Source organism: Bacteroides stercoris ATCC 43183 (genome assembly GCF_025147325.1).
Lineage (GTDB): Bacteria > Bacteroidota > Bacteroidia > Bacteroidales > Bacteroidaceae > Bacteroides > Bacteroides stercoris.
This window is the reverse complement of record NZ_CP102262.1, coordinates 2107552-2132363: the sequence shown is the minus strand read 5'-3', so window position 1 is coordinate 2132363 and position 24812 is coordinate 2107552. Positions and strand designations below refer to the sequence as shown.

Annotated in this window: 18 protein-coding genes; 17 read left to right on the top strand and 1 reads right to left on the bottom strand. The window is 43.6% G+C overall.

Annotation, left to right across the window (positions count from 1 at the left end; genetic code table 11):
• Positions 1 to 220: 220 nt before the first annotated feature.
• From NQ565_RS08590 to NQ565_RS08510, 17 genes are all read left to right on the top strand, one after another.
• Positions 221 to 1879 (top strand): DUF6377 domain-containing protein, encoded by a 1659-nt coding sequence (locus NQ565_RS08590; RefSeq protein WP_005655051.1) that lies wholly within the window; start codon positions 221 to 223, stop codon positions 1877 to 1879.
• 390 nt (positions 1880 to 2269) lie between these two features.
• Complete coding sequence (locus NQ565_RS08585) at positions 2270 to 5359, top strand: SusC/RagA family TonB-linked outer membrane protein (protein ID WP_004313136.1); 3090 nt, start codon at positions 2270 to 2272, stop codon at positions 5357 to 5359.
• A 27-nt stretch (positions 5360 to 5386) separates the two neighbouring features.
• A complete protein-coding gene (locus NQ565_RS08580; protein ID WP_004313137.1) occupies positions 5387 to 7243 on the top strand; it encodes a RagB/SusD family nutrient uptake outer membrane protein in 1857 nt (618 codons plus the stop codon).
• A 20-nt stretch (positions 7244 to 7263) separates the two neighbouring features.
• Positions 7264 to 8757, top strand: coding sequence for a SusF/SusE family outer membrane protein (locus NQ565_RS08575; RefSeq protein WP_005655049.1), 1494 nt, complete (start codon positions 7264 to 7266; stop codon positions 8755 to 8757).
• Positions 8758 to 8814: 57 nt separating this feature from the next.
• Positions 8815 to 10293, top strand: a complete 1479-nt coding sequence (locus tag NQ565_RS08570) for a hypothetical protein (protein WP_005655048.1) — start codon at positions 8815 to 8817, stop codon at positions 10291 to 10293.
• A gap of 20 nt (positions 10294 to 10313) precedes the next feature.
• The gene (locus NQ565_RS08565; protein WP_005655047.1) at positions 10314 to 12653 is read left to right on the top strand and encodes a glycoside hydrolase family 31 protein; all 2340 of its coding nucleotides are present in this window, start codon (positions 10314 to 10316) and stop codon (positions 12651 to 12653) included.
• Between the two features lie 26 nt (positions 12654 to 12679).
• Positions 12680 to 14821, top strand: a complete 2142-nt coding sequence (locus tag NQ565_RS08560) for a glycoside hydrolase family 97 protein (RefSeq protein ID WP_004313141.1) — start codon at positions 12680 to 12682, stop codon at positions 14819 to 14821.
• Between the two features lie 126 nt (positions 14822 to 14947).
• Positions 14948 to 17356, top strand: coding sequence for an ATP-binding response regulator (locus NQ565_RS08555; protein WP_005655046.1), 2409 nt, complete (start codon positions 14948 to 14950; stop codon positions 17354 to 17356).
• Positions 17328 to 18626: a sigma-54-dependent transcriptional regulator gene (locus NQ565_RS08550; protein ID WP_005655045.1), complete on the top strand. Its 1299-nt coding sequence runs from the start codon at positions 17328 to 17330 to the stop codon at positions 18624 to 18626. Before NQ565_RS08555 ends, NQ565_RS08550 begins: the two co-directional genes overlap by 29 nt.
• 185 nt (positions 18627 to 18811) lie before the next feature.
• Positions 18812 to 19447, top strand: a complete 636-nt coding sequence (locus NQ565_RS08545; protein WP_005655044.1) for an RteC domain-containing protein — start codon at positions 18812 to 18814, stop codon at positions 19445 to 19447.
• Between the two features lie 110 nt (positions 19448 to 19557).
• The gene (locus tag NQ565_RS08540; RefSeq protein WP_005655043.1) at positions 19558 to 20505 is read left to right on the top strand and encodes a DUF6047 family protein; all 948 of its coding nucleotides are present in this window, start codon (positions 19558 to 19560) and stop codon (positions 20503 to 20505) included.
• A 5-nt stretch (positions 20506 to 20510) separates the two neighbouring features.
• Positions 20511 to 20687, top strand: coding sequence for a hypothetical protein (locus NQ565_RS08535; protein ID WP_002562197.1), 177 nt, complete (start codon positions 20511 to 20513; stop codon positions 20685 to 20687).
• Positions 20688 to 21404, top strand: a complete 717-nt coding sequence (locus NQ565_RS08530; protein ID WP_005655041.1) for a DUF6047 family protein — start codon at positions 20688 to 20690, stop codon at positions 21402 to 21404.
• Positions 21405 to 21415: 11 nt separating this feature from the next.
• Entirely contained in the window at positions 21416 to 21736 is a 321-nt protein-coding gene (locus tag NQ565_RS08525) for a hypothetical protein (protein WP_005655040.1), read from the top strand.
• Positions 21737 to 21742: 6 nt separating this feature from the next.
• Positions 21743 to 22519 (top strand): DUF6047 family protein, encoded by a 777-nt coding sequence (locus NQ565_RS08520; protein WP_005655038.1) that lies wholly within the window; start codon positions 21743 to 21745, stop codon positions 22517 to 22519.
• 306 nt (positions 22520 to 22825) lie between these two features.
• Positions 22826 to 22990, top strand: a complete 165-nt coding sequence (locus tag NQ565_RS08515; RefSeq protein ID WP_005655033.1) for a helix-turn-helix domain-containing protein — start codon at positions 22826 to 22828, stop codon at positions 22988 to 22990.
• A 3-nt stretch (positions 22991 to 22993) separates the two neighbouring features.
• A complete protein-coding gene (locus NQ565_RS08510; protein ID WP_002562202.1) occupies positions 22994 to 23296 on the top strand; it encodes a helix-turn-helix domain-containing protein in 303 nt (100 codons plus the stop codon).
• Positions 23297 to 23357: 61 nt separating this feature from the next.
• Here NQ565_RS08510 and NQ565_RS08505 read toward each other — a convergent pair whose 3' ends face one another.
• A complete protein-coding gene (locus NQ565_RS08505; RefSeq protein WP_005655030.1) occupies positions 23358 to 24587 on the bottom strand; it encodes a site-specific integrase in 1230 nt (409 codons plus the stop codon).
• Positions 24588 to 24812: the final 225 nt, after the last annotated feature.

Sequence of the window (24812 nt, the reverse complement as noted above, 5' to 3'; positions counted from 1 at the left end):
ATTCTATGTTATAAGTTTAACAGATATGGCTTTGGTAATAAATTGTTAAATAAAGCCATCGCAATACGCTATAGTATTATTTTTTTAGACTAAATAATGTGTGAACATATACTGTATGAATATTAAAATAATTCATATAAAGGAGATAAATTCTTTTGTATTTTAGTTACTTTTGCGTAAAAACTTTCAAATATGGAGTTTTTGATTGATATGTTAAGCTATGAAAAGTATAGTTGTATTTTGGTGTTTTTGCATCGTTGGCATATGTTATGTTTATGCTATAGACAGTAACCGAGTCGATTCTTTATTGCTGAAATTAGATCAGTCGATAAAGAAACGTCCTATATATATGGAACAAAAAGAGTTGAGACTGGCAAAACTGAGAAGGCAGTTGTTACAGTTAATATCGGAGGAAGAGCATTTTGCCATTCTTGGTGCATTATTGGATGAATATCGTTCATTCAATACGGATTCAGCATTTTATGTGGCTGAGGAGAGGGAACAGATAGCTATGCGTCTTGGAAACCGAGAATATATAGATAATGCCCGTATGAATAAAGCTGATGTCTTGGGAATGACAGGCATGTATAAGGAAGCAATGGATTTGATGCGAAATATTCATGCAGAACGGTTGTCGAAAAACCTCCGTCCCTATTATTATCATATCTATCGCACAATCTATGGACTTATGGCTGACTATGCAGTTACAAAGTATGAAAGGAAACTTTATACGGAACTTACGGACAAATATCGTGATTCATTGCTACTAGTCAATAAGGATAACCTTTTGATACATACCTTGATTCAGTCCGACCAGTATAATGTACGCAATGAATACGATAAAGCCATTTGCTTACTGACAGATTATTTAGCCCAGCAGAAGGAATATGAACATGATGTTGCAATTTGTGCCTATACTTTATCAGAGTCCTATCGTCTGAAAGGGGATAAAGAAAAAGAAAAAGAATTTCTGATTGTTTCTGCCATAGCAGATATGACAACCGCTGTCCGGGAATACATTTCTTTGCGTAAGCTAGCCATATTGCTTTATCAAGAGGGGGATATCGAGCGTGCCTATTCTTATGTAAAGATATGTATGGAAGATGCCGCAGCTTGTAATGCTCGGTTGCGCAAATTGGAGATTTTGGAGATATTTCCCATCATTAACGATGCTTACCAACAAAAGACAGAGAAACAGCAGGAACAAATGAAATGGACATTGGCATCTATCAGCATGCTTTCATTTTTTCTATTGCTTGCCATATTTTATGTATATAAACAGATGAAGAGGTTGGCTGTCGCTCGCAAAGAAGTGATTGACACCAACAAGCGGTTAAAAGAACTGAATGAAGAACTTCACCTTTCGATGCACAAGCTTAAGGAGGCTAACCACAGTATTGCAGAGAATTCTTATCTGAAAGAGGAGTATATTGGTCGATATATGGATCAGTGTTCGGTATATTTGGAGAAGATGGACAATTACCGCCGGTCATTAGGTAAGATTGCTGCTACTGGGAATGTGGAAGAACTCTACAAGAACATCAAGTCTTCCAAATTTATAGAGGGGGAATTGAAGGAATTCTATGCGAATTTTGACAATACTTTCCTGCAAATGTTCCCTACTTTTGTGGAGGATTTCAATGCCTTGCTTACCAATGATGAGCAAATATCCTTGAAAACCGGTGAACGGATGAATACAGAGTTACGCATCTTTGCATTGATACGCTTGGGTATTAGTGATAGCGTGAAGATTGCTCAGTTTCTACGCTATTCTGTAACCACCATTTATAATTACCGCACGAAAGTTCGAAATAAGGCCGCTGGTGACCGTAACCTACTAGAACAAGAGGTAATGAAAATTGGAAAGTCAAAAGACTAATAGAAGTTTACGATTCAGAATATTCTTATTTTACACTTATATTTTTACTACTTTTTTAGTTTTACTACACGTTTTTATATTACTAATATACAGTAGATTATACATTTTCCATTGATATAAATCACTACTTTTTCACTCTTTGATTCATAATTAGTATTTCTTATCTGATATTTTTGCGTTGTCTCTTTTCCCAAGAAAGAGATAGTTTGTAATTTATACTTTTTTATCAACTTTAAAATCTTATATTATGTATGCAAAAGAACAATCTAACTAGAAAACAAAGGGTAATAATTCGAATAGCCAACAAGTATCCAGACCCGCGATATGTCGTTCTGCTTAATAGGCTGTTATATTGTAATCAATGACGTTAATCTTTTAATTTAAAAAACTATGAAAGTAAAAACTACTATTCTGGCGCCACTATTTTTGTGGATAGGATTCTTTCCAGTTTATGCTGACGAGTCTATGGCAGAAAGTATTATTGTCCAACAGCAAGTAAAAGGTATCCGAATTAGTGGAACCGTACTTGATAAAGAGAAATCTCCACTTCCAGGTGTTAATGTGACAGTCAAAAATGAGCCAGGAGGGGCTATAACTGATGTGGATGGTCACTTCTATATTGAGGTACCGAATAAACAGAGTGTATTAAATATAACTTACATAGGTTTCAAGTCTAAAGAAATCGTGGTTGGAAATGAAATCAACTTCAATATTATACTAGAAGAAGATGTAGAAGCTTTGGATGAGGTTGTGGTAGTAGGTTATGGTAATCAAAAGAAACTTTCAGTTATTGGTTCGGTACAGACTATAGAACCTACCAAGTTGCAAGTCGGGTCCTCCCGTTCACTCAGTAACAATTTAGCCGGACAGTTAGCGGGTGTGATTGCAGTACAGCCATCTGGCGAACCCGGATATGATAACTCAAATTTCTGGATTCGAGGCATTGCTTCTTTCAGTGGAAATACTTCTCCATTAGTATTGGTAGATGGTGTAGAACGTAGCTTAAATGATCTTGATCCTGCTGAAATTGAATCTTTTTCTGTTTTGAAAGATGCTTCAGCCAGTGCTATGTATGGCGTACGTGGAGCGAATGGAGTCATTATTATCAATACAAAACGCGGAACGATAGCCGCTCCTTCTGTTAATGTACGTGTAGAGCAGTCCATTCAGGCTCCCACCAAACTTCCTGAGTTTATTGGAGCTGCTGAATATATGAGTTTACTTAATTCTCTGGAAAGTGATCCCAATAAACGTATGTTTACAAAGGAGCAGATACTTAAAACTTATTATGGCTACGACAAAGATTTATATCCGAATGTAGACTGGATAGACGCCATTACCAAAGATTATGCAACTTCCACTCGTGCTAATCTTACAGTAAGTGGTGGAACAGAAATACTCCGTTATTCTCTTACAGCATCTCTTTATCATGAAAATGGAATTATGGCTTCCGATAAGAGTTTGCCTTATGATACCCAAAGCAAGTTGAACCGTTACAACATACGGGCAAATGTAGATCTAGACTTGACAAAAACTACCCTAGTTCGTTTTAATGTAGGTGGTTACTTACAGAATCTACATAAAAGTCGCAGTGGTACGGATGAAGTTTTCAGTGCTGCTTTTGAAACGCCTCCTTTTGTACACCCCGCTGTTTATTCAGATGGGACTATTCCTATTGCCAGTAGCAACCGTCCTAATCCTTGGGCTATCAGTACACAGAACGGTTACTACCGTAGCGGACGAAGCAAACTAGAATCTTTGTTTGCTGTTGAGCAGAACCTTAAAATGATAACTCCGGGACTAAAAGCTAAGCTCACTTTTGCATTTGATACATATAATGAGAACTTTGTGACACGTGGTAAGGAGCCGGACTATTATAGCGTAGCAAAATCACGCAATGATGAAGGTGAACTAGTACATAGCATCTTGAAATACGGAAGTGAGTTTCTTGACCATTCCAGTAATGCAAATTACGGTAACCAGAGCGTTTATTTGGAAGCGGCACTCAGTTATAATCAGACGTTTAATAACAGACACATGGTAGATGCACTTCTTTTGTATAATCAACGCAGCTATGATTGGGGCGATATACAGCCGAACCGGACACAAGGTATTGCAGGACGTTTTTCATATACATTTGACCGCCGCTATATTTCTGAATTCAACTTTGGATATAATGGTTCGGAAAACTTTGCGAAAGGCAAGCGTTTTGGCTTTTTCCCTTCCATCGCCTTGGGGTGGCTCGTTAGTGAGGAGCAATTCATGGAACCTATACGCAATGTGATAAGTAAACTGAAACTCCGTGCCTCTGTGGGAACGGTAGGAAATGACAATATCGGTGGACGCCGTTTCGCCTATATCACAACCATCAATTCAAAAGCTAATGGTTACAATTGGGGATATACAGGAGATACTTATCGTGACGGTGTGCAGGAAGGAGAAGTCGGTGTAGGAAACCTGACCTGGGAGAAAGCGCTTAAAACGAATATAGGTATAGAAATAGGTCTTTGGAATGAACTCGATTTTCAACTCGATCTATTTAAAGAACGCAGGACCAGCATTTTCATGCAACGTGCCACCATTCCTACCCAAACCGGGTTTATCAACAATCCATATGCCAACTATGGCAAGGTGGACAACAAAGGTATCGATCTGTCACTGAATTACAATAAGCGAATCAATAAGGATTGTAATATCAGCGTAAGAGGAACTTTTACTTATGCTAAGAATACAATCATCGAACGAGACGAACCAGAATCAGTCAAAGGAACTTATCGTTCTATTACCGGGCATTCAATCAATACGCTGTGGGGGCTGCAAGCCTTAGGACTTTATACCGATGATGATTTCGTAGATGGAAAGCTGAAAGAAGGAATTCCTGTTCCACAACTAGGCGGTGAAGTGCGTCCGGGCGATATCAAATATCGTGACATGAATAACGATGGCTATATAACTAGTGCTGACGAAGGCTATATTGGTAGTACTACTGACCCGAGAATCGTTTATGGGTTTGGCGGAAATATCAATTTCCGTAATTGGGATATGAGTTTCTTCTTCCAAGGAAGTGGTGACACTTACCGTATTATCGGTGGGTCGGATTATTTCATTCCCGGTAGCGGAGCCGGTGTATTAGGTAATGTCTATACCAACTATACAGACTGCTGGACTGAAGAAAATCCTTCTCAGGACGTTTTTTGGCCACGTCTTTCTCAGAGTACTAATACGAACAATAACCGTGCCTCGACTTTCTGGAAGAAAAATATGAGTTTCCTCCGTTTGAAAACACTTGAAATAGGCTACAGCCTACCTAAGAATGTCGTTAATAAAATTAGCGCGAAGAGTATCCGATTCTTTGCCAGTGGGAATAACTTGTTCTACATTTCCAAGTTCAAATTATGGGACCCGGAACTGGCCACCTCTGATGGTTTAAAATATCCGTCCATGCGTTCTTTGATGTTGGGGGTAGAAGTAAATTTTTAATGTAGAATGAACTAAAGAAAAAGAACAATGAAATTTATAAAAAATATTCTTATAGGATTTATAGTCACAGCTTCATTGATGTCTTGTGTTGACTATCTTGACAAAGAAACTGATACAGAATTAACTCTTCCTTTGGTCTTTGAAGACAAAACCCGTATTGAGGGTTGGCTTGCCAATGTCTACTCGGCTATACCCGATCCTTATTGGGGTTATACTAACACATTGGGTTGGGAAGTCCTAGCTGACGATCTGACTCCGTCCGAACGTTGGCGGCAGTGGGGTTGGAAAGTCATTCCTTATATATTGGGTGAATGGACACCTAACAGTGATTGGGAAGGAAATTACTGGAAGCTTCTTCCGCAATGTATTCGGGAGGCTAATATTTTCCTTGAGAACATACACCCACTACCAGCACAGGGTATAAGTGCAAAAGAAGTAGAGTATATGAAAACGGAGTGCAAATTCATGAAAGCCTATTATTATTACTTGCTTGCCAATACTTATGGAGCTGTTCCGTTTGATCCTGATTATATTGCTCCAACAGATTTTGTACTGTCGGACTTGATGAAAGGACAGGCTCCTTATTACACTGTGATAGATTGGGCTGACAAGGAAATGCTTGAGGCTTCTATGATACTACCTCCTAAATATACTGAAGCGCGAAAGTATGGGCGTGTTACCAGTATTATGTGTTTGGCAGTGCGTGCACGTATGTTACTTTTTGCTGCCAGTCCATTGGTAAATGGGAATACGGATTATGCGGATTTCAAAAATGAGAAGGGTGAAAATCTTTTCAGTACCGTTTATGACCCGACACGTTGGAAAAATGCAGTAGAAGCGTGTAAACTATTGATTGATGAGGCTGATAAAGCCGGATATAAGCTTTATGTTGAAGAAAATGCAAATGGAGAGATTGATCCGTTTATGTCTTATCAGAACTTGTTTTTGAAGCGTTTTGATGAAGGGAACACCGAAATTCTGTTTGCGCGTCCAAGCTCTGATTATGGTTCATACGAAAAACATGCAACACCGGCTGCCAGTGGCGGTAGCGGCGGGTTAGGGGTAACTCAATCTTTGGTCGATGCTTTCTTTATGCAAGACGGACTTCCTTATGACGGTTCGAATGAAGAGGGATTTTCCGAATCGGACGTAAAACTTGATAATACAATCTGGGACGAAGAAGTAAATGGAGGAGCTGTTACTTATGCAGGTACATATAATATGTATTGTAATCGTGAACCGCGCTTCTATGTATCCGTAGCTTTTAATAACTCTTATTTCCCTACCGAGAAACGTAAATTTGAGTTTTTTAACGGGCAGAAAGACAATCCGCATACGCACGATGCGCCTCAAAATGGTTATCTTATCCGTAAACGGGTGTCTCCTAAGACGAATGTTAAAGAGAACAATTACCAGTATCGTCCCGGTATTGTTTACCGCTTGGGAGAAGCATTTTTGAATTATGCCGAGGCATTGAATGAGTATAAAGATGAACGTACAGTTCGCGAGGAAGCTTTGAACTATGTGAATAAAATTCGTACACGTGCTGGTATTCGTACTTATACGTTTGGTAATAGTGATGCCCAGAATATCCATGTGGACGATAATCAAGAGACTGTGCGTAAGATTATTCGTGCCGAACGCCGTGTCGAGCTTTGTGGAGAAGGGGTGCGTTATGACGATTTGCGCCGTTGGAAAGAAGCTGAAAAAAAGCTGAATGGAGATATGTACGGAATGAATTATAGCGGAAAAGACGCTGAGGCTTTTTATGTACGTACACCTTATCAGAAACGTGTGTATAATCCTGCTTATTATTGGTTCCCTATCCATCAAAGTGAAATGGATAAAAACGAGAATCTGCGACAACTTCCATTTTGGAGATAATTCCCATAAAATCAAGCAAAATGAAAAATAAAATCTTTTTTTTACTTGCCATGCTTTCTTGTTTGATAGTAGGCTGTAAGGATGAAGATATACGTTATAGTATTGAGCGTCCCGATGATACCATGCACTTGCAAGTATCGAATGAATATGTAGAATTGAATCAGAAATTTGGAAAGGAGGAGGCTGTTACTTTTTCATGGAATGAGGTAACCAATGCCCCTTTGGACTCTAAAGTGACTTACTATTTTAAGTTGGACATTGCTGACAATGATTTCGGCACTTCTATTGACAAAATGAGAATTCCGGCCGGCGAGCACAGTGTAAGCTTTACCCATAAAAAAATGAACGCATTATTGACGAAATGGAAAATAGAACCCGGTGAAAGAGTAACATTGGAAGCTGAAATTATCGCAGAAATAGAAGAGACCGACTGCTATGTGAAACCGGAACTATCAACTGTACGTTTTGACGCAGTGGGGTATGAAATACAGCCATACGACATCTATGTCATGGGAACAGCACTTGAAGGAGCTACTGACCCGGTCAATGCGCTTAAAATGACAGAAGAGATATCGGAAGAGGTATATACCTGGTACGGGGTGATGAAAGAAGGTGACTACAAGTTTATTTTGAATACCACCGGACAGTCACCTTCGTATACACAGGGTGCCGACGGCAGTGTGGTCTTTAATGAGCATGAAACCGGTAATGAAACCCCCTTTACCATTAATAAAGCAGGATTTTATGTGTTGAAATTGAACATTGAAGCCGGAACATTGAATGCAGATTACCCGACTACCGACTATAATGATGTTTGGATGGTAGGAGAAGCAACCCCTGCAGGTTGGAACATCATGAGTTCCACAAAACTGACGAAAGATCCAGTCAACCAAGTGGCTTTCTATTATGAAGGTCTCCTGAAAACCGGAGATATGAAATTTCCATTGGAACTGAAAGAAGACTGGAATGTAGCATGGCTGATGCCAATAGAAAACGGAACGCATGAATTTGGAGATAATCGTATGGAACGCATCGAGGCCGGTATACAGGGACATGACTACAAATGGAACATTACCAAAGAAGGCAACTACCGGGTGACACTGAACATGTACACCATGACTATTGACTTCAAGCTGTTACAGAGCATTCCTGATGATCTGCCCTGCAAAGAGATATGGATGTTAGGTGATGCAACTCCTGCCGGTTGGGAGCAAGGGAAGGAAGCTTTCGTTTATGATTTCAATGTTGATAAAGGAACATTCTATTGGGAAGGAGAATTAAAAGCTGGTAGCTTTAAATGTCCGATAAATGTAGATGGAAGTTGGGCGATCACTTGTTATATGCCCAAGCAGGCGGGAGAAGACGGAAAAGCTTCTCTTAACATGACTGATGTGCAGTTGGTTCAACCGAATGGTAATGACTACCAGTGGAAAGTGGAAGAAAGTGAAGCCGGTCAGTATCGTGTAGAACTGAATGTATTGACTAATAAGATTAAATTTGAAAAGAAAAATTAGTAATCCTACGAGTGCGGACAATTTAGTTCCGCACTCGCTTAGAAATGAAAAAGTAGTATGGAATATAAGAAAATAACATTGTTTTGCTTGTTGATGATAGGAATATTTACTTCCACAAGCTGTAAGGACGAAGGAACAGGGTGGACTCCGGATATGATTCCCGATGATGAAGTGGAAGTGCCGGATTATGACGAAGAGGTGGATATTAGCAATATCCATAAATTCAAAGCCCCACTCTATTGGAGTGTATATGAGTTTTGTATGGAGATGGCTGATAATGGTATTCCTGAATATCAAATGGATATGAATGCAGAAGAGTGGGACAAAGCTATTGACTGGGTTGCCGAGAATCTGAAACCTTATGGTTATGATATGCTTTGTACGGATGGATTTATTCCTATGCTTTGTGAAAAGAACGAATACGGCTACATGGACAAATATGGTAGCATGTATTTGAAAGATCTTGTAGCTAAATGTAAGGCAAAAGGGTTGAAACTAGGTGTGTATGATAACCCGTTGTGGTTACACGGAAAAGATGAAACTCCCATTCAGAATACCAATAACATTACATTGGGACAATTGAAGTATGATGCCGAGAGTGATGTTGTAGCGCATCCGGACGAGCCGGATAAGTTCTTTACTTATGTGGTTGCTACCCATAAAGGAGCAAAAGAATATATTGACGGCTTTTTCAAACATTATAAGGAATTAGGAGTAGAATATATTCGTATGGATTTTCTCAGTTGGTATGAAGATGGATTTGACCGTGGCATGGAAGCCAGTTGGGGAAATGGACTTGTGGGCAGAGGCTATGGAAGAGAATGTTATGAAAAGGCATTGGAGTATATCTGTATTTCGGCCACTCGCTATGGTATTTTTACTTCATTGGTTATGCCACATCTTAAAAATAATGCCGAGTTGGAAAGGAAATATGGTAATATGGTGCGTATTGTAGCAGATACAGGTCAAGGTGGATGGAACCATTTTTCTGACGATAGCCGAGGCAAAGTGTATGAAGGCTGGCCCAACAGCATGAATATGTTTGATGGATTTATATATTGGTCGAAAGTAACAGGACGTAATCAAGTAATTCCTGATGGCGATTTTATCCGTCTTAATACCTTTAATACTGATGCGGAAAAAGAGTCGGTTATTTCTTTGCAGTTGATAGCAGGAGGGCCGGTAACGGTAGCTGACCGACATAATACCGTAGGAGATAACCTGAAATTTTATCAGAATGAGGAAATGTTGGCACTGAATGCCGACAGATTCGTAGGAAAGCCTCTTTCGGGTGACGTGACCGACACTGAAAAGAACCAGATTTGGTACGGACAGATGTCTAACGGTGATTATATAGTAGGACTTTTCAACCGCGACAATGAACAGAAAACATATGAACTACATCTTTCGGAGATTGGTATAGAAGGAGAAGTAAGCGTACGCGACTTGTGGAAACACAAAGACGAAGGCAAAGCATCTAAATTGAGTGTTGAATTAGGGCCGCGGGCTTGCAAGGTTTTGAAACTGACCAAATAATTTAATAACAGTACATTTATATGAATAAAAAAAGAATAATGAAGTGGATAGGATTGGCGGTGATGCTAAGCATGGCACCATTTGTTCGAGCTACAGTTGACAATAATAATCCGATAGCAAATTCCAAGGCAGTGGTTATATGTGGCAATGCACGCTTCACAGTACTGACTCCAGAAATGATTCGTATAGAATATAGTGAAAAAGGCATGTTCGAAGACCGTCCTACATTTACAGTTGTCAACCGTAATCTTGAATTGGTAGATTTCAAGAAAAAAGAAGATGACCGATTCTTGTATATCCAGACTGATAAAGTAAAACTCAAATACCGAAAAGGAACCAATCCGAAAACAAGTCCGGCATCTCCGGAAAACCTCACTATTACCATTGAAAACCATGGCTGTGAAACACTTTGGTATCCAGGGAAAAAAGATCCGCTAAACCTTAAAGGGACTTGTCGGACTCTTGACGGTAGCAATGGAGACAATAAACGGAGTGAATTGGAAAACGGATTAATATCCCGATCCGGTTGGGCTGTAATAGATGATTCATGGGAAGCAACACGTGCTGACGGGAGTCACTCATTTGCACTTGAGCCAAATCCGGAGGTTGGATATGACTGGTGGGCATATCGTAATGACCCTCAGGCTATTGACCTGTATTTTATGGGCTATGGCAATGAATATAAGAAAGCTATCGGAGATTTTACCAAAATAGCCGGTAAAATTCCTTTACCACCGGCATACGTTTTCGGCTATTGGTATAGCCGTTACTATTCATATTCAGCCGATGACTATCGGGAGATTATGCGAGAAATTAAGAAGAACGATATCCCTACCGACGTAATGATTCTTGATATGGATTGGCATTGGAATGGCAAGGCATCAAGTGAGTCGGAGAATATCGGAGGTTGGACCGGCTGGTCTTGGAATACCAACTTAATACCTGAACCGACTAAACTTCTTCAGGAAATCCATGACAACGGTTACAAAATCGCTTTAAATCTCCATCCGGCAGATGGCATTGACAGTATCGAATCTCCATCCTATTACAAAGCAATGAGTAGGGAACTTGGCGGTAAATATGGTAGTAACGGCAAAATTGCCTGGTATCTTGATTATCCGGATTTTACAAAGTCATTCTTTGACAACGTAATCCGTGACCATGAATCTGAAGGTGTGGATTTCTGGTGGCTCGACTGGCAACAACATCTTACGAGTCCATATACTCCCGGTCTTGGACAGACATTCTGGTGCAATCATGTGTTTTACAATGATATGGTTAAAAACAGGCCTGACCGCCGACCTGTAATCTTTCATCGTTGGGGAGGATTAGGGAGCCATCGTTACCAAATTGGTTTTTCGGGAGATGCCCTTATAAATTTCCCGACTCTCGCATTTGAGCCGTACTTTACTTCCACCGCATCAAATGTAGGATACGCTTTCTGGGGACATGACCTTGGAGGCCATGCGTTTACCGATGAAAAAATTGTAAATGACCCGGAACTAATGCTTCGTTGGATTCAGTTTGGAGTGTTTACCCCTATATTCCGCAGTCATGCCACTGATGACAGCCGGATAGAACGGCGTATATGGAAATTTCCCAATTTTCCTAAGTTACGCGATGCCGTAAAACTTCGTTACGCACTCTTCCCTTATATATATACAATGGCTCGTGAGACATTTGATACAGGTATAGGTATGTGCCGTCCACTTTACTATGAATACCCTGAAAGTGAAGAGGCATATAAATATGAAGGTGAATATTTCTTTGGAAACGACATTTTAGTAGCTCCGATAACAGAACCGGCTTTGGAAGATGGTATCAGTTCAAAAGAAATCTGGTTTCCTGAGGGGAAATGGTGGAGTGTGGCTACAGATGAATTGATTGAAGGACCGTGCAGAAAAACAATGTGTTTTACGCAGGAGCAAATTCCGTATTTTTTTAAACAAGGTGCAATTATTCCTTATAATCCTCCTACTGTAATGAATGTGACAGAACGTCCCGGACATCTGATTTTAAACTTCGTGTCAGGTTGCAAGGGTGAGGGGGTATTGTATGAAGATGATGGTGATAATAATGATTATAGTACCGTTTTTGCAACAACAATCTTAAGACAATCATTCAAAAATAATAAAGGAGAATATGTCATTACTCCTCGTCAGGGAATTTATACGAACGGTGTCAATGCTCGTTCATATACTTTTCGCATCTATAATACGACGCAACCTGTAGCGGTAAAAGTGAATGGAGTGGAAACTTCTAATTATTCTTATGACGTAAAAAGAAAATGTACGAACATTGATATACCTTGCACTGACTGTACAACCGAAGTAAAGGTCCGTGTCGTTTATTCCAAATAAATGAATTTATAAAAAGAAAGATAGTTATGAAAATAATAATAGCAGCCTTTCTGCTTTTATCGTGCTTTATGGCAAAAGCAGAAAGCATCTCTTCTCCGTCGGGCAATATTACACTTGAGTTTTCAATAAATGAGAGAGGAATCCCGACTTATCAGGTAACTTATAAGGGCATTCCTGTGATAAAGCCTAGTACACTAGGGATTGAATTGAACGAAGAAAATTCATTAATGGATTCTTTCCGGATAAATAATACATCTACATCGACTTTTGATGAGACTTGGGAACCTGTATGGGGAGAAAACAGTCATATCCGTAACCGCTATAATGAACTTTTTGTGGAATTGGAGAAACCATCGAACGGACGCTTCATGAATCTCCGTTTTCGTGTGTATGATGACGGCGTGGGATTCCGCTATGAGTTCCCTTCGCAACAATATTTGCCCTACTTCGTTGTAAAAAAAGAACATACTCAATTTGCCATGACCGGTGATCATACAGCTTGGTGGATTCCGGGAGATTATGATACACAAGAATATGACTATACCGAGTCGAAACTGTCAGAAATTCGTAGTTTGCTGAGCGGTGCTGTTGACGGGAACCTGTCGCAAAGTATTTTTTCATCCACAGGCGTACAGACTTCCTTGCAGATGAAGACAGCCGAAGGTCTTTACATCAACCTGCATGAGGCTGCTTTGGTGGATTATTCTTGCATGCATTTAGTCCTAGATGACAAGAATTTTGTATTTACTTCGCAACTTACTCCTGATGCACAAGGAAATATGGCTTATATGCAGACTCCTTGCCGTACTCCCTGGCGTACTGTCATGGTGAGTGATGATGCACGCGATATTCTTGCTTCAAACCTTATCTTGAATTTGAATGAACCTTGCAAATACAAAGATACCTCCTGGATTAAACCGGTGAAATATATCGGTGTATGGTGGGAAATGATTGCCGGTGGAAAGCCTTGGGCATATACCTGGGATGTACCTTCTGTGAGATTAGGAGAAACGGATTATAACAAGGTCAAGCCCAACGGACAACACCCGGCTAATAATGAGAACGTAAAAAAATACATAGACTTTGCTGCTAAGCATGGATTCGACCAAGTGTTGGTGGAAGGATGGAATATCGGGTGGGAAGACTGGTTTGGCCATTCCAAAGATTACGTGTTTGACTTTGTGACTCCTTACCCGGATTTTGATATCAAGATGCTGAACGAGTATGCCCAGTCTAAAGGGGTGAAACTAATGATGCATCATGAAACATCGGCTTCTATCCGTAACTATGAACGTCATATGGAAGCTGCTTATCAATTGATGAACGATTATGGATATAATGCTGTAAAGAGTGGATATGTGGGCAATATGATTCCGCGTGGCGAACATCATTATGGACAATGGTTGAATAACCACTATCTATATGCCGTAACCGAGGCTGCCAAACACCATATCATGGTAAACGCACATGAGGCCGTACGTCCTACCGGGTTGTGCCGTACATATCCTAACTTGATTGGCAACGAATCTGCTCGTGGTACGGAATATGAGGCATTCAGCGGAAACAAGCCGTTTCATACTACCGTCTTACCGTTTACCCGCCTGCAAGGTGGTCCTATGGATTACACTCCGGGAATCTTTGAAATGGATATGAGTAAACTCAATCCAAATAGTAAATCACACGTGAACTCCACACTTGCCCGCCAACTCGCGCTTTATGTCACCATGTATAGTCCACTCCAAATGGCAGCCGATATACCAGAAAACTACGAACGGTTCATGGATGCTTTCCAGTTTATCAAGGATGTGCCCGTGGATTGGGATGAGAGTAAATATCTGGAAGCCGAACCAGGACGCTATATTGTAGCGGCACGTAAAGCAAAAGGTTCAAATAATTGGTTCATAGGTTGTACCAGTGGTGAAGAAGGACATTTATCCACGCTGAAACTTGATTTTCTTGACAATGACAAGAAATACATTGCAACTGTTTATGAAGATGGTAAAGATGCGCATTATCGGAACAATCCGCAATCTTATGGCATTCGTAAAGGTATTGTTACTGCCAAATCGGCTTTAAAGATGAAAGCTGTGGCAGGTGGTGGCTACGCCATCAGTATTATTGAAATAACTGATAAAACTGTTCTGAGAGACCTGAAGAACTTGAAATAATCTATTAAATATTTTTCAAATAATCCTTACATAAGTTGCACTAAAACCTAGGTAGGGATTATTTTTTATATGTATATTATTGGCACGGGCCAATAATTGATTTATAGGTTCGGATGATTCATAATCATGTGGTTAAAGTTAAAAATATTTCTGGGTTATGCCATTTTGGTCCTGCTGTCGGCCTTCATTGTCTATCAGTTCCGTCAGGAGCAGATGTTAAGACATACGTTGCGCAAGGAGGAAAAGGAGCTGGTGGCGATACACAGTCTGACGGAAAATAGCTACATCGGCCTACTGGACCTCTCCACCCATGCGGAGACTGCCGTCACATGGGATGATGACGACCTGAGAGAATACAGCCGCAAATGCCATAGGGTCTGTGACAATCTGCAATTTCTGAAAGAATATGTCCATACTCCGTTACAGAAAAAACATATCGACTCGTTGTGTCTTCTTCTTTGGAATAAGGAACTACTTCTTTCCAAGGCGATGCATACTTTCAAGGAACTGCAGGGTATAGGTGACATTGTGCAGGAAAGTATCCCGTCCATTGTCTCAACAGCTCGGAAACAAACTGTGCAGCAAAAGGAAAATGTGATGATTCCGAGTACTGGAGCGGAAGATTCCCCCAAAAAGAAAGGAAATATTTGGAATATCTTCCGTAGAAAAGAGAACAAATCCGCTTACCTGCAACAGCGGGAAGAGGCAGAACGTAAACGGCAATCTCTATCCGCCACTTCTCCAACTGGGATAACAACACGTATGCTCCATTCCCTAAATGAAAGGATCATTCTGGAACAGACTGAAAGACAGGAACGGCTGCTGGTACAGATGGACAGCTTATACATCGGCAGCGTGGAACTAAACGAAAGAATGAACAGCATGGTCTCTGAATTCGAGCGGGAGAACAACGAGCGTTTTACTGAACGCTACCGGGCCTTCATCCTTGAGCGGGACAACTCCTACTATATGGTAGCCGGCCTTGCCTTGTCCGTCTCCCTGCTGGCAATCATGCTGTACACCGTCGTACATCGAGACCTGAACCACCGTATCCGATACGAGAGGAAGCTTGAACAGTCCGACAAGCGGAATAGGGAACTGCTCCGCTCACGCAAGGAGCTGATGGCTTCGGTGGCCCATGACCTGCGTACCCCACTGGCGGCCATTAGGGGCTGTGCGAAATTGATGCCCTCGGAAAACGATGTCAGCCGTAGGACCGACTATCTGGACAACATCCTGCACTCGTCCGATTACATGCTCGGCCTGGTAAACACACTGATGGAATACCACCAGCTGGATGAAAGCGGGGTCCGTTCCAATAACACGGTCTTCAACCTTGAAGCCCTATTCGAGGAAATAGCGGACAGCCACCGTCTTGCCGCCCTGCAGAAGGATCTGGCATTCACCGCGTCCTTCTCCGGTTTAGACGCCATTGTCTGCTGTGACAGCTCGCATATCCGGCAGATAGCCGGCAACCTGCTGTCCAACGCTCTGAAGTTCACGTTCCACGGGGAGGTGCGTCTTGAGGCGGAATACCGGCCGGGAAATCTCCGTATTGTTGTCCGGGATACCGGTGTGGGAATAAACGCAAAAGAAAGAGAACGGATATTCGGAGCGTTCGAAAGGCTGGATAGCGCACGTAACATTCCCGGATTCGGGCTGGGACTGGCGATCACGGTCCGGCTCGTATATGAAATGCAGGGCCGTGTGGAAGTGGAGAGCGTCCCCAGTGAAGGCAGCCGCTTCTCCGTTTTCCTTCCCGTGCCACCGGCCGGACACCCCGTCTGTCCGGAAGAGAAGTTTTCTCCTGTTTGTGAATTGCCTGTTGATATCCGTGTGCTGGTCATTGACGACAACCGTGTTCAGCTGGGAATCATCAGTAAAATACTCTCCCGCAATCAGATTCACTGTGACTGTTGCACGGATGTCCGGGAATTGACGGACTGTCTGAACAGGCAGGAATACGACCTTCTGCTGACCGACATACAGATGCCGGGCGCGGATGGATTCTCGGTCCTTGAACTGCTGAGGACCTCGAACATTCCCCGGATATGGAAAATTCCTGTCATAGCCATCACGGCACGTTCCGACAACAAGGAAGAGTATCTTGCCGCAGGTTTTGCCGACTGTCTGTACAAGCCTTTCTCTGAGGAAGAATTGCTGGCAGCAGTCTCACAAACGGGCAGACCGAATTTTGCTGCTATCATGGAAGGTGAGGAAAACGGGGAAGAGATGCTCGATCTGTTCATAGAGGATACCACAGAGGAACTTTCCGGAATGCGGGACGCTTTTTCCACGGGAGATTATAAGAAGTTGGGGAGTATCATACACAAAGCCGCACCGCTTTGGAAAATGATCCGCATAAACATTCCCCAAAGTGAACTGAGGGAAATGGCTTCCATGCCTTCCGAAAAATGGGGTGGCTTATCGGATAAAAGGATAGAGGAACTGATTAAAGCTGTGGAACATGCTGTAGAGAAAGCAAAAAGAATAAAGAAAAGAGTATATGGCAACCGTATTGATAGTAGAGGATGACCGTGTGTATGCACGCACTACCACAAACTGGCTGGTGAAAAACGGCATCAATGCCCGTTATGTGTTATCCGTGGACAATGCAAAGGAGTTTTTAGGCAATCATGATGTGGATCTGGTATTGTCGGATTACCGTCTCAACAACGGCAATGGCATGGAACTGCTGGGATGGATGAATACACATGGCTATCGTATTCCTTTCCTCATCATGACAGGTTACGGGGACATACCCGGTGCCGTGGAAGCGGTTAAAAAAGGTGCCGTGGACTATCTGCCCAAACCTGTGCAGACAGAAAAGGTACTCGGTATTATCCGGAAAGCATTGGAACGTAAGAGAAGGGACGGCAATACAAAACAAAGATTCTATACAAGCAAAAGCCCTTTGGCATTGAGATTGCAGGAGCATATCCGGCTGGTGGCTCCGGTGGATACGTTAGCCGTGCTGATACGTGGCGCATCAGGGACAGGCAAGGAGTATGTGGCCCGGCAGATACATGTGTTGAGCGGTCGGTCGGATGCTTCTTTCATCGCAGTGGATTGCGGGGTACTTCCGAAGGAACTGGCGGCATCGGAACTGTTCGGTCATGTGAAGGGTGCCTTTACCGGAGCGACGGAAAACAAGACGGGCATGTTTGCTGCCGCCAACCATGGGACACTGTTTCTGGACGAGGTGGGCAATCTGAATGCCGAAGTACAAAGGGCACTGTTGCGTGCCTTGCAGGAAAAACGCTACCGCCCCGTAGGCGGTAAAGAGGAGATTCAGACGGACATCCGTCTGGTAGCCGCTACCAATGAGGACCTGGAGAAGGCGATAGCCGAAGGACGTTTCAGGGAAGACCTGTTTCATCGTCTGAATGAATTTCCATTGCATGTACCATTGCTGGCAGAGTGCATTGAGGATATAATTCCGTTGGCAGAATTCATGCTGGATGCCGCCAATCAAGAGTTCTCAAGGAAAGTGAAAGGCTTTGACCGCGAAGTACAGAAACGGTTGAAATCTTATTCGTGGCCGGGAAACATACGGGAACTGAGGATGGTTGTCAGACGGGCCACCTTATTGGCGAAAGATGACTGGATAACCACCGGGGAGATAGACATTCCCGATAAAGGCAGGCAACCGGGAGAGTATTCACTTAATGACGAGCGGATGGAACGGGCAACCATTCTGAAAGCATTGGAGGCAACGGGCAATGACAGGAAGGCTGCCGCACGGCTGCTGGGCATCAGCCGGAGCACGCTTTATCTGAAACTGAGGAAGTATCGTCTGGATTAGAATATGTCCGAAATTCGGACACATCATGTCCAATCCACAATGCTTTTATGTACACATCATTTTTACTGCTTTCTATATGGTTTATTTCCAATGTTTTATCTGTGTACTGTTTCAGGCATGGCACTTGTCTTTATTCCGGTAGGATGAGTGGAGAGTTGAATTGTGGAACCTAAAAACATGATACGATGAAGACATTGGTGGAAACCTCTCTTTTTAATCTGTTCGCCTCTTATACAAACGGTGCCGGACCTGCGGCAGGTGAGTTGCCGGCCGCCTATAACGATTTCGTTAACTGCCTTGCTACGCTTTCACCGGCAGGGGACCTGACGGGACAGCTACGTTGTCTGAACTACACAAAAATAGAGCTGGCCTTTATGCGGCAGGCCTGCAACGGAATGGCTGAAGATTGCCGCAATATCCTGTATGACGTGTTCATTGACAAGACGTTGGCGTTGCTGGATGCGGAAGCGGAAATACTGAAGGAGATGCTTCGTCATGGTACCGTGTCTGCCGGATTCCATGCGGAAGCGGTGCGTGGAAGCGGAAGCAAAAGTTCCGTCACACTGACATGGAACGGTACGGACAGCGACCTGATTGAACTGGTGGCCGCACTGATGGCAGCCGGTGCGATAGGTACGGCTGAAGGCCGGAATTTGAAAATTGTGGATGTTATCCGCGTTTTCGAGGAAGTGTTCCATCTGAAAATCAATGCGCTGTACACCAAGCGTGGCAAGGTGTTCGACCGTTGTACGGACACCACTCCGTTCATCGACTCCCTGCGCAAAAGTTATAACCGGATGCTGGACGCACGGCTGGCGTAAAGGTTGTACGCCAACAGCCGCCAACGGATGACTCGTATGTATGAGGTATTGCAGATTGGCGGCTGAATGCTTTTCTTTGTCGCCGGTTATCATGTCTAAAAATACAAGCTATGTCAATCCTGAATGATATTTGGAACCGCATTGCCCAGAAACCGGACAGGCGGAAAGCGGCGGTAACGGAAACTTCCGGGACGGAAAACCGGGTATATGCGGTGGTTACGGAAGAGGGCGTGATGCTGTTTTCCGACACCCCCAAGGGTATGAAGGCACGGAACAGCTATCTGCAACATCTGGCCGACGGCTTCTTCAACGTGACCAAAGTACCCGAAACTTTGCGGATATATGAGATTGACCTGCCTATCAAACGGGTGGCCGGGCTGGCGGACAACTGCATCGAAAAGCTGTCCAAAGCGGATTTGCGAAGTACAGATGCACAATTGCGCAGGTCGGTGGTGAACTTCACTTCCGACAAGTTTGCGGATAGAAGTGTGCTGGATGGCGGGGTGTGCAGGGCAAAGTTCGACCTGCGGCCCGATTTCCATAACTTCGACCGGCTGACAAAAGAATTCGGTTTGGGTATCTCACCCCGGAACTATGATGTGGCGGCATTACTGTATATTTCGGAAAACGGGTACGCCGGGATTGTTGCGGCAGACAAGGTGCATCCGTTCAGCTATGAGTATGAGTTCAGGGAACTGGCGGAGAAGCTGGGAGACAGCATGAGGGCACGGATGAACGCGCCTTTGTCGGCACACGACTTCGGCTATGCCGCCTTACAGAAAGAGGCAAAGGAGATGGCGGCGGATTTGTTGCAATCGGAGTTTCATATTACGGATGGGGAGTTCAGGTTGGGCGCACGGATAAGCCGGACAAAAAGGATGGAAATGTCACATCCGGTGTCGTATCCGCATTCGGAAGAGGAACAGACCGGCGGGTTACCGGAAACACACTACAGGCAGGAAGCTCCTGAACAGCGGATGTCTGACAGCCAACGGCAGGTGAAGCATGCAGCTTCCATTACCCCACAGAAGAAGGAGAAGAAACAATTAATCCTATAGAATCTATGGAAGAAAAGAAAAAGCAAGCGGTGGAAAGCGGCAGTCTGTATATGACATTGGACGCCTTTTACAGACCCGTGTATCTGAGTATGCGCGGACAGGGGGAAGAGGGATTTTCCCGTTATATCAGTAACAACGTGCGGTCTCATACGACCGGTCGGGAATTTATTCCCGACCACTGAATGTTCCGTTTCGACTTTAAAGACAAAAGTCTGATTCCTCCCATATTCGGTACGGACAATGCGGATTATCTGGAACGGCTCTGTCCTGTACTGGAACGGGAGAATATATATCCGTCGGGGGTGGTGAGACTCCGGGATGCGGCATTCTGTGAGGAACGGGGGATTGTACATCTGTCATTATCAGCGGAACATACGGCTTTGCTGGAAAATGAGGATTACAGGCGGCTGCGACATCGTTTCGGAATGGACGGGGATGTGATACGCAGCGGGCTGGCTGCTTTTCCCACCTACATGGCGGTGGAACACGGGCGGAAGGTATTGCTGTTTGACAAGACAGACGGTGGGAACAGGATGCTGGATGAGTTTCTGAGTGGGCTGGCCGAACGTTTTTTTGACGGCAAGCGGAAACCTGAGAGCTTGAGGTTTTATGAGGTGGCTCCGCTGAATGCCGCATGCCGGGCAAAAATAGGTGACGGGCAGACGGTTTCTTCGGATATGGTGAGATATGGGATTTGTGTGGCATGTTGCGACATGGCACCTACGCTGAGGAACTTTAACAGGCTGAGAAAATTGCAACGGCAGCCTATGCCGCTGACCGGAGAACAGGAACGGATAGTCTCGTCACTGGTGGCACGACCGGATAATGTACGGTTCCCGAACGTGGAAATGAGGGTGCGGATTCCGGCAAAGAGAAAAGGACAAGGAATGAACATTTAATTTTTTGATGAATGGAAAAAGAGAATACGAACAGTGGCAGTGTGTATGTCACAGTGGACGGACATCTCAACCCGGTGCATGTCAGTATGAAAGGTACGGGTGAGGAAGGTTTTCTGGAGTTTATGCTGGAAGATGTGGAGAAGGCGCTCAAGGAAACGGAAATGCCTACCATGGGCATGATGTACTATAATGTGCCTGATATGGGGATTGTTCCGCGTTTGCGGGAAGGGAATAATGATGATTATCTGCGAAGACTGGAAAAGGTGATGGACGGACATGGGATTAAGCTGCATAGATACCTGGCTCTGTCGGAAGTGGTGTATTGCCTGTGAAAGTACATGGACCCGCTTTCAAGGGACGAGAACTATCCCCGACAACTTACACCGGAGATGTGGCGGGAGATAAAGTCCGCACCACCCGAAGTGATAGCGGAGATGCAGGATGATTTGAAGCATGGGAACACGTATTATACAGGTGTTGAGACGGGTAAAGGGGTGCTGCTGTTCGGTAGGGATTACGTAGGAAACCGTCAATACGGGGATTTTATGGCAACGAATATAGAGAAGCGTTTCTTTGAACCGGACTTTGAGGAAAAGTATCTGAATGTGTATGAGTTACGGGGATGGCCTTCATTGATGGAAGGGAAAGTAAACCGCTGTTGCGATGATTACGGCTGTTTGTTGCCGTTGGAGAAGATTCCGGCAGATGCTTTTGTGGACAAATCGGTATCGAAAAGTATAACGGACAGTGAGCGTTATGACCTTGCTCCTACATGGGAGAACTATTATAAGCTGACTGATTCCGGAAAGGGGCTGGGCCTTACTCGGAGTCCGTATAATTATGACCGGATGACACTGCTGTATATCATGGATAAAGGCTATCCGAGAGACGGACTGATAGATGAATACCCGGACAATTTCAGTTTTTACGATAAATTCGAGAAGATAGAAAACAAGCTGCTGGGCCGCAACAGATGGGATGTGTATGATGTGATGCAGGAGAAGGCGAAGAAACTGGCAGGGAAATTGTTTAAAGAGCACTTTCCGGAAACACGGCAGAAAGCGGACATGAAGGAAAAGGCGGCTGTGCGGAAAAGTAAAAGCATGAAGATGTAGGATTATGGAAGACAAGTAAGGGGATGGAAGGCCCGTTGCCGCATAGATGCAGGTAACGGGCCCTTCTCTTTTATCGTTGGATACGCCAATGCACGCCAACGGAAGACTCTGATACGATCTGTTTGGATAGGATATAGGATATGCTTTACTTTGCCTCATATTCAGAAACTTAAAAAGAATTTTAGTATGGAACTGACGATTATTGAAACAAGCGCGTATCAGGAGTTGAGAAAACTGGTCAGCACGCTGGCCGTACAAATGAGTGACTTCCAGAAAAAGATTGCACCGCCTGCGTCGGACAAGTGAATGGATGCGCAGGACGTATGTCTGGCTTTGGGCATATCGAAACGATGCCTGCAAAATTACCGTGACAACGGGCTAATCCCCCACTCGAACGTAGGGGGAAAATTCTTCTACCGGGAAACGGATATTCAGGAGATACTGGAAAACGGACTGATCAAAAGGAAGTAAAGTATGGCGGAGATTATCACAAGGGATTCGGAAGAGTTCAAGGAACTGGCCGGATGGATAAAAAAAGCGGGGAAAGCGGTGGAAGAGGCTACGGCACGGATACGCCCGACAGTTGCGGACGAGCATTACATGACGGGAGATGAGATATGCACCCTATTGCATATCTCACGACGGACGTTGCAGACGTTGAGAGATGAAAGGCTGGTGCCTTATACCACTATCGGGGGGAAACTGCTCTACCCGGAGAGTGCCCTATACGAAGTGTTGAAAAAAAATTACAGGGATTTCAGACGGTTCAGAAAATAAACAAGTAAAATAAAAAACGTCCTTCGGCTTATCGGCTTCCGGACGTTTTTTTATTGCCGTGTTACATGGCAAGTTTGTAAACGTGACCGATTTTCTCGCTAATTTTGTCGGTATCCTCGCCTACCTTCGGGTTAATCAGTTCGGCATAAACCTGTGTGGAGAGAATGGACTTATGCCCCAACACTTTCTGAAGGGTTTCCAACGGCATTCCCTTAAGTATAGCCAGAACGGCAAATGTGTGGCGCCCGATATGCGGAGTGACCTCGGCCCGGCAGTTGCATTTCCTGCCTATGATTCCAAGACTGAGCCGCATGGCATTGTATTCGCCTACCGGAAAGACACATTCGGGAGAGTCTTTCTTTTCATCCGCACCCCTGTATTTTTCAATCAGCTCGATGGCAATGGGTAATAATTTTACGACATACGCCACTCCTGTTTTTATACGGTTGCCCATCAGCCATGTACCGCCGTCGGAGTCGGTATGAATATTATCGTAGGTTATGGCTTTCAGGTCGGCGTAGGAAAGACCGGTGAAACACATAAATAAAAACATATCGCGCATGGCACGCTGGCGCTTGTATCTCAGTTCCAGACGGATTATCCTTTGCAGTTCCTCTTCGGAAAGGAAAGAGCGCCTCTTGTATTCGGGCATACACTCGAATGATGCGAACGGATGAACCCGTATCCAGCCTTTTTCCTGTGCGATATACATCAGCCATTTCAGGGTATTGACACGCCCGAAGGCAGTGGAGTTCGCCAGAGCACAGGTACCGAGCATCCAGTTGTAGTAATCCTCGATGAAGGATTTATCAAGTTCTTCAATGACAATATCCTCTGTATTCTTTTTGCTTTTCATGAAAAGCAGAAGGTTCTTGTAATCGGCAACCAGACCGCGATAGGTGCTTTCGGCCTTTTCTTTGCCGACTTTCTCTTTATACGATTCCAGCTGTTCCCTGAAAAGACTCATAAGGGTATGGTATTCCTCTGAGAAGCCGACATAGCGGTTATAGACTTTTTTGGCTGTGACAAAACTGTCGTGGTCGCAGATATACTGGTAGTGCCTGGTGATTTGTGCCTTGATATTGTCAAGTTCCTGATTGAGTGTACGGGCTTCTTCGGACTTGCCTCTGGCCCGGTTGGCTTTGACATCCCACAATGCGAGGGATACTTCTTTCTTACAACTGAAACCGGCTTGGGTTCCATTGATGGTGATACGGCCCATTATCGGTGCCTTTCCGCTTTTTACAGACTGTTTCTTCACGTAAAATAATACTTTGAATGTACTTTTCATAACTCAACTTTTTTTAGTTACAAATTTAATTACTATTGAGTTATTAAAGATTATGCAAAGTTGTGCAAGTCGCTGTAATATAATATATTAATAGTGTATTTGACGCATTTTGGGCTGAGTTACGATTTGGTAACTTAACTCTCACCCAAATATGCTTTTTCTTGCTTCCTTTTCTACCCTTGCTAAGAAAATATGTTTTATAACCATTTGATTTTTAGCAAGATT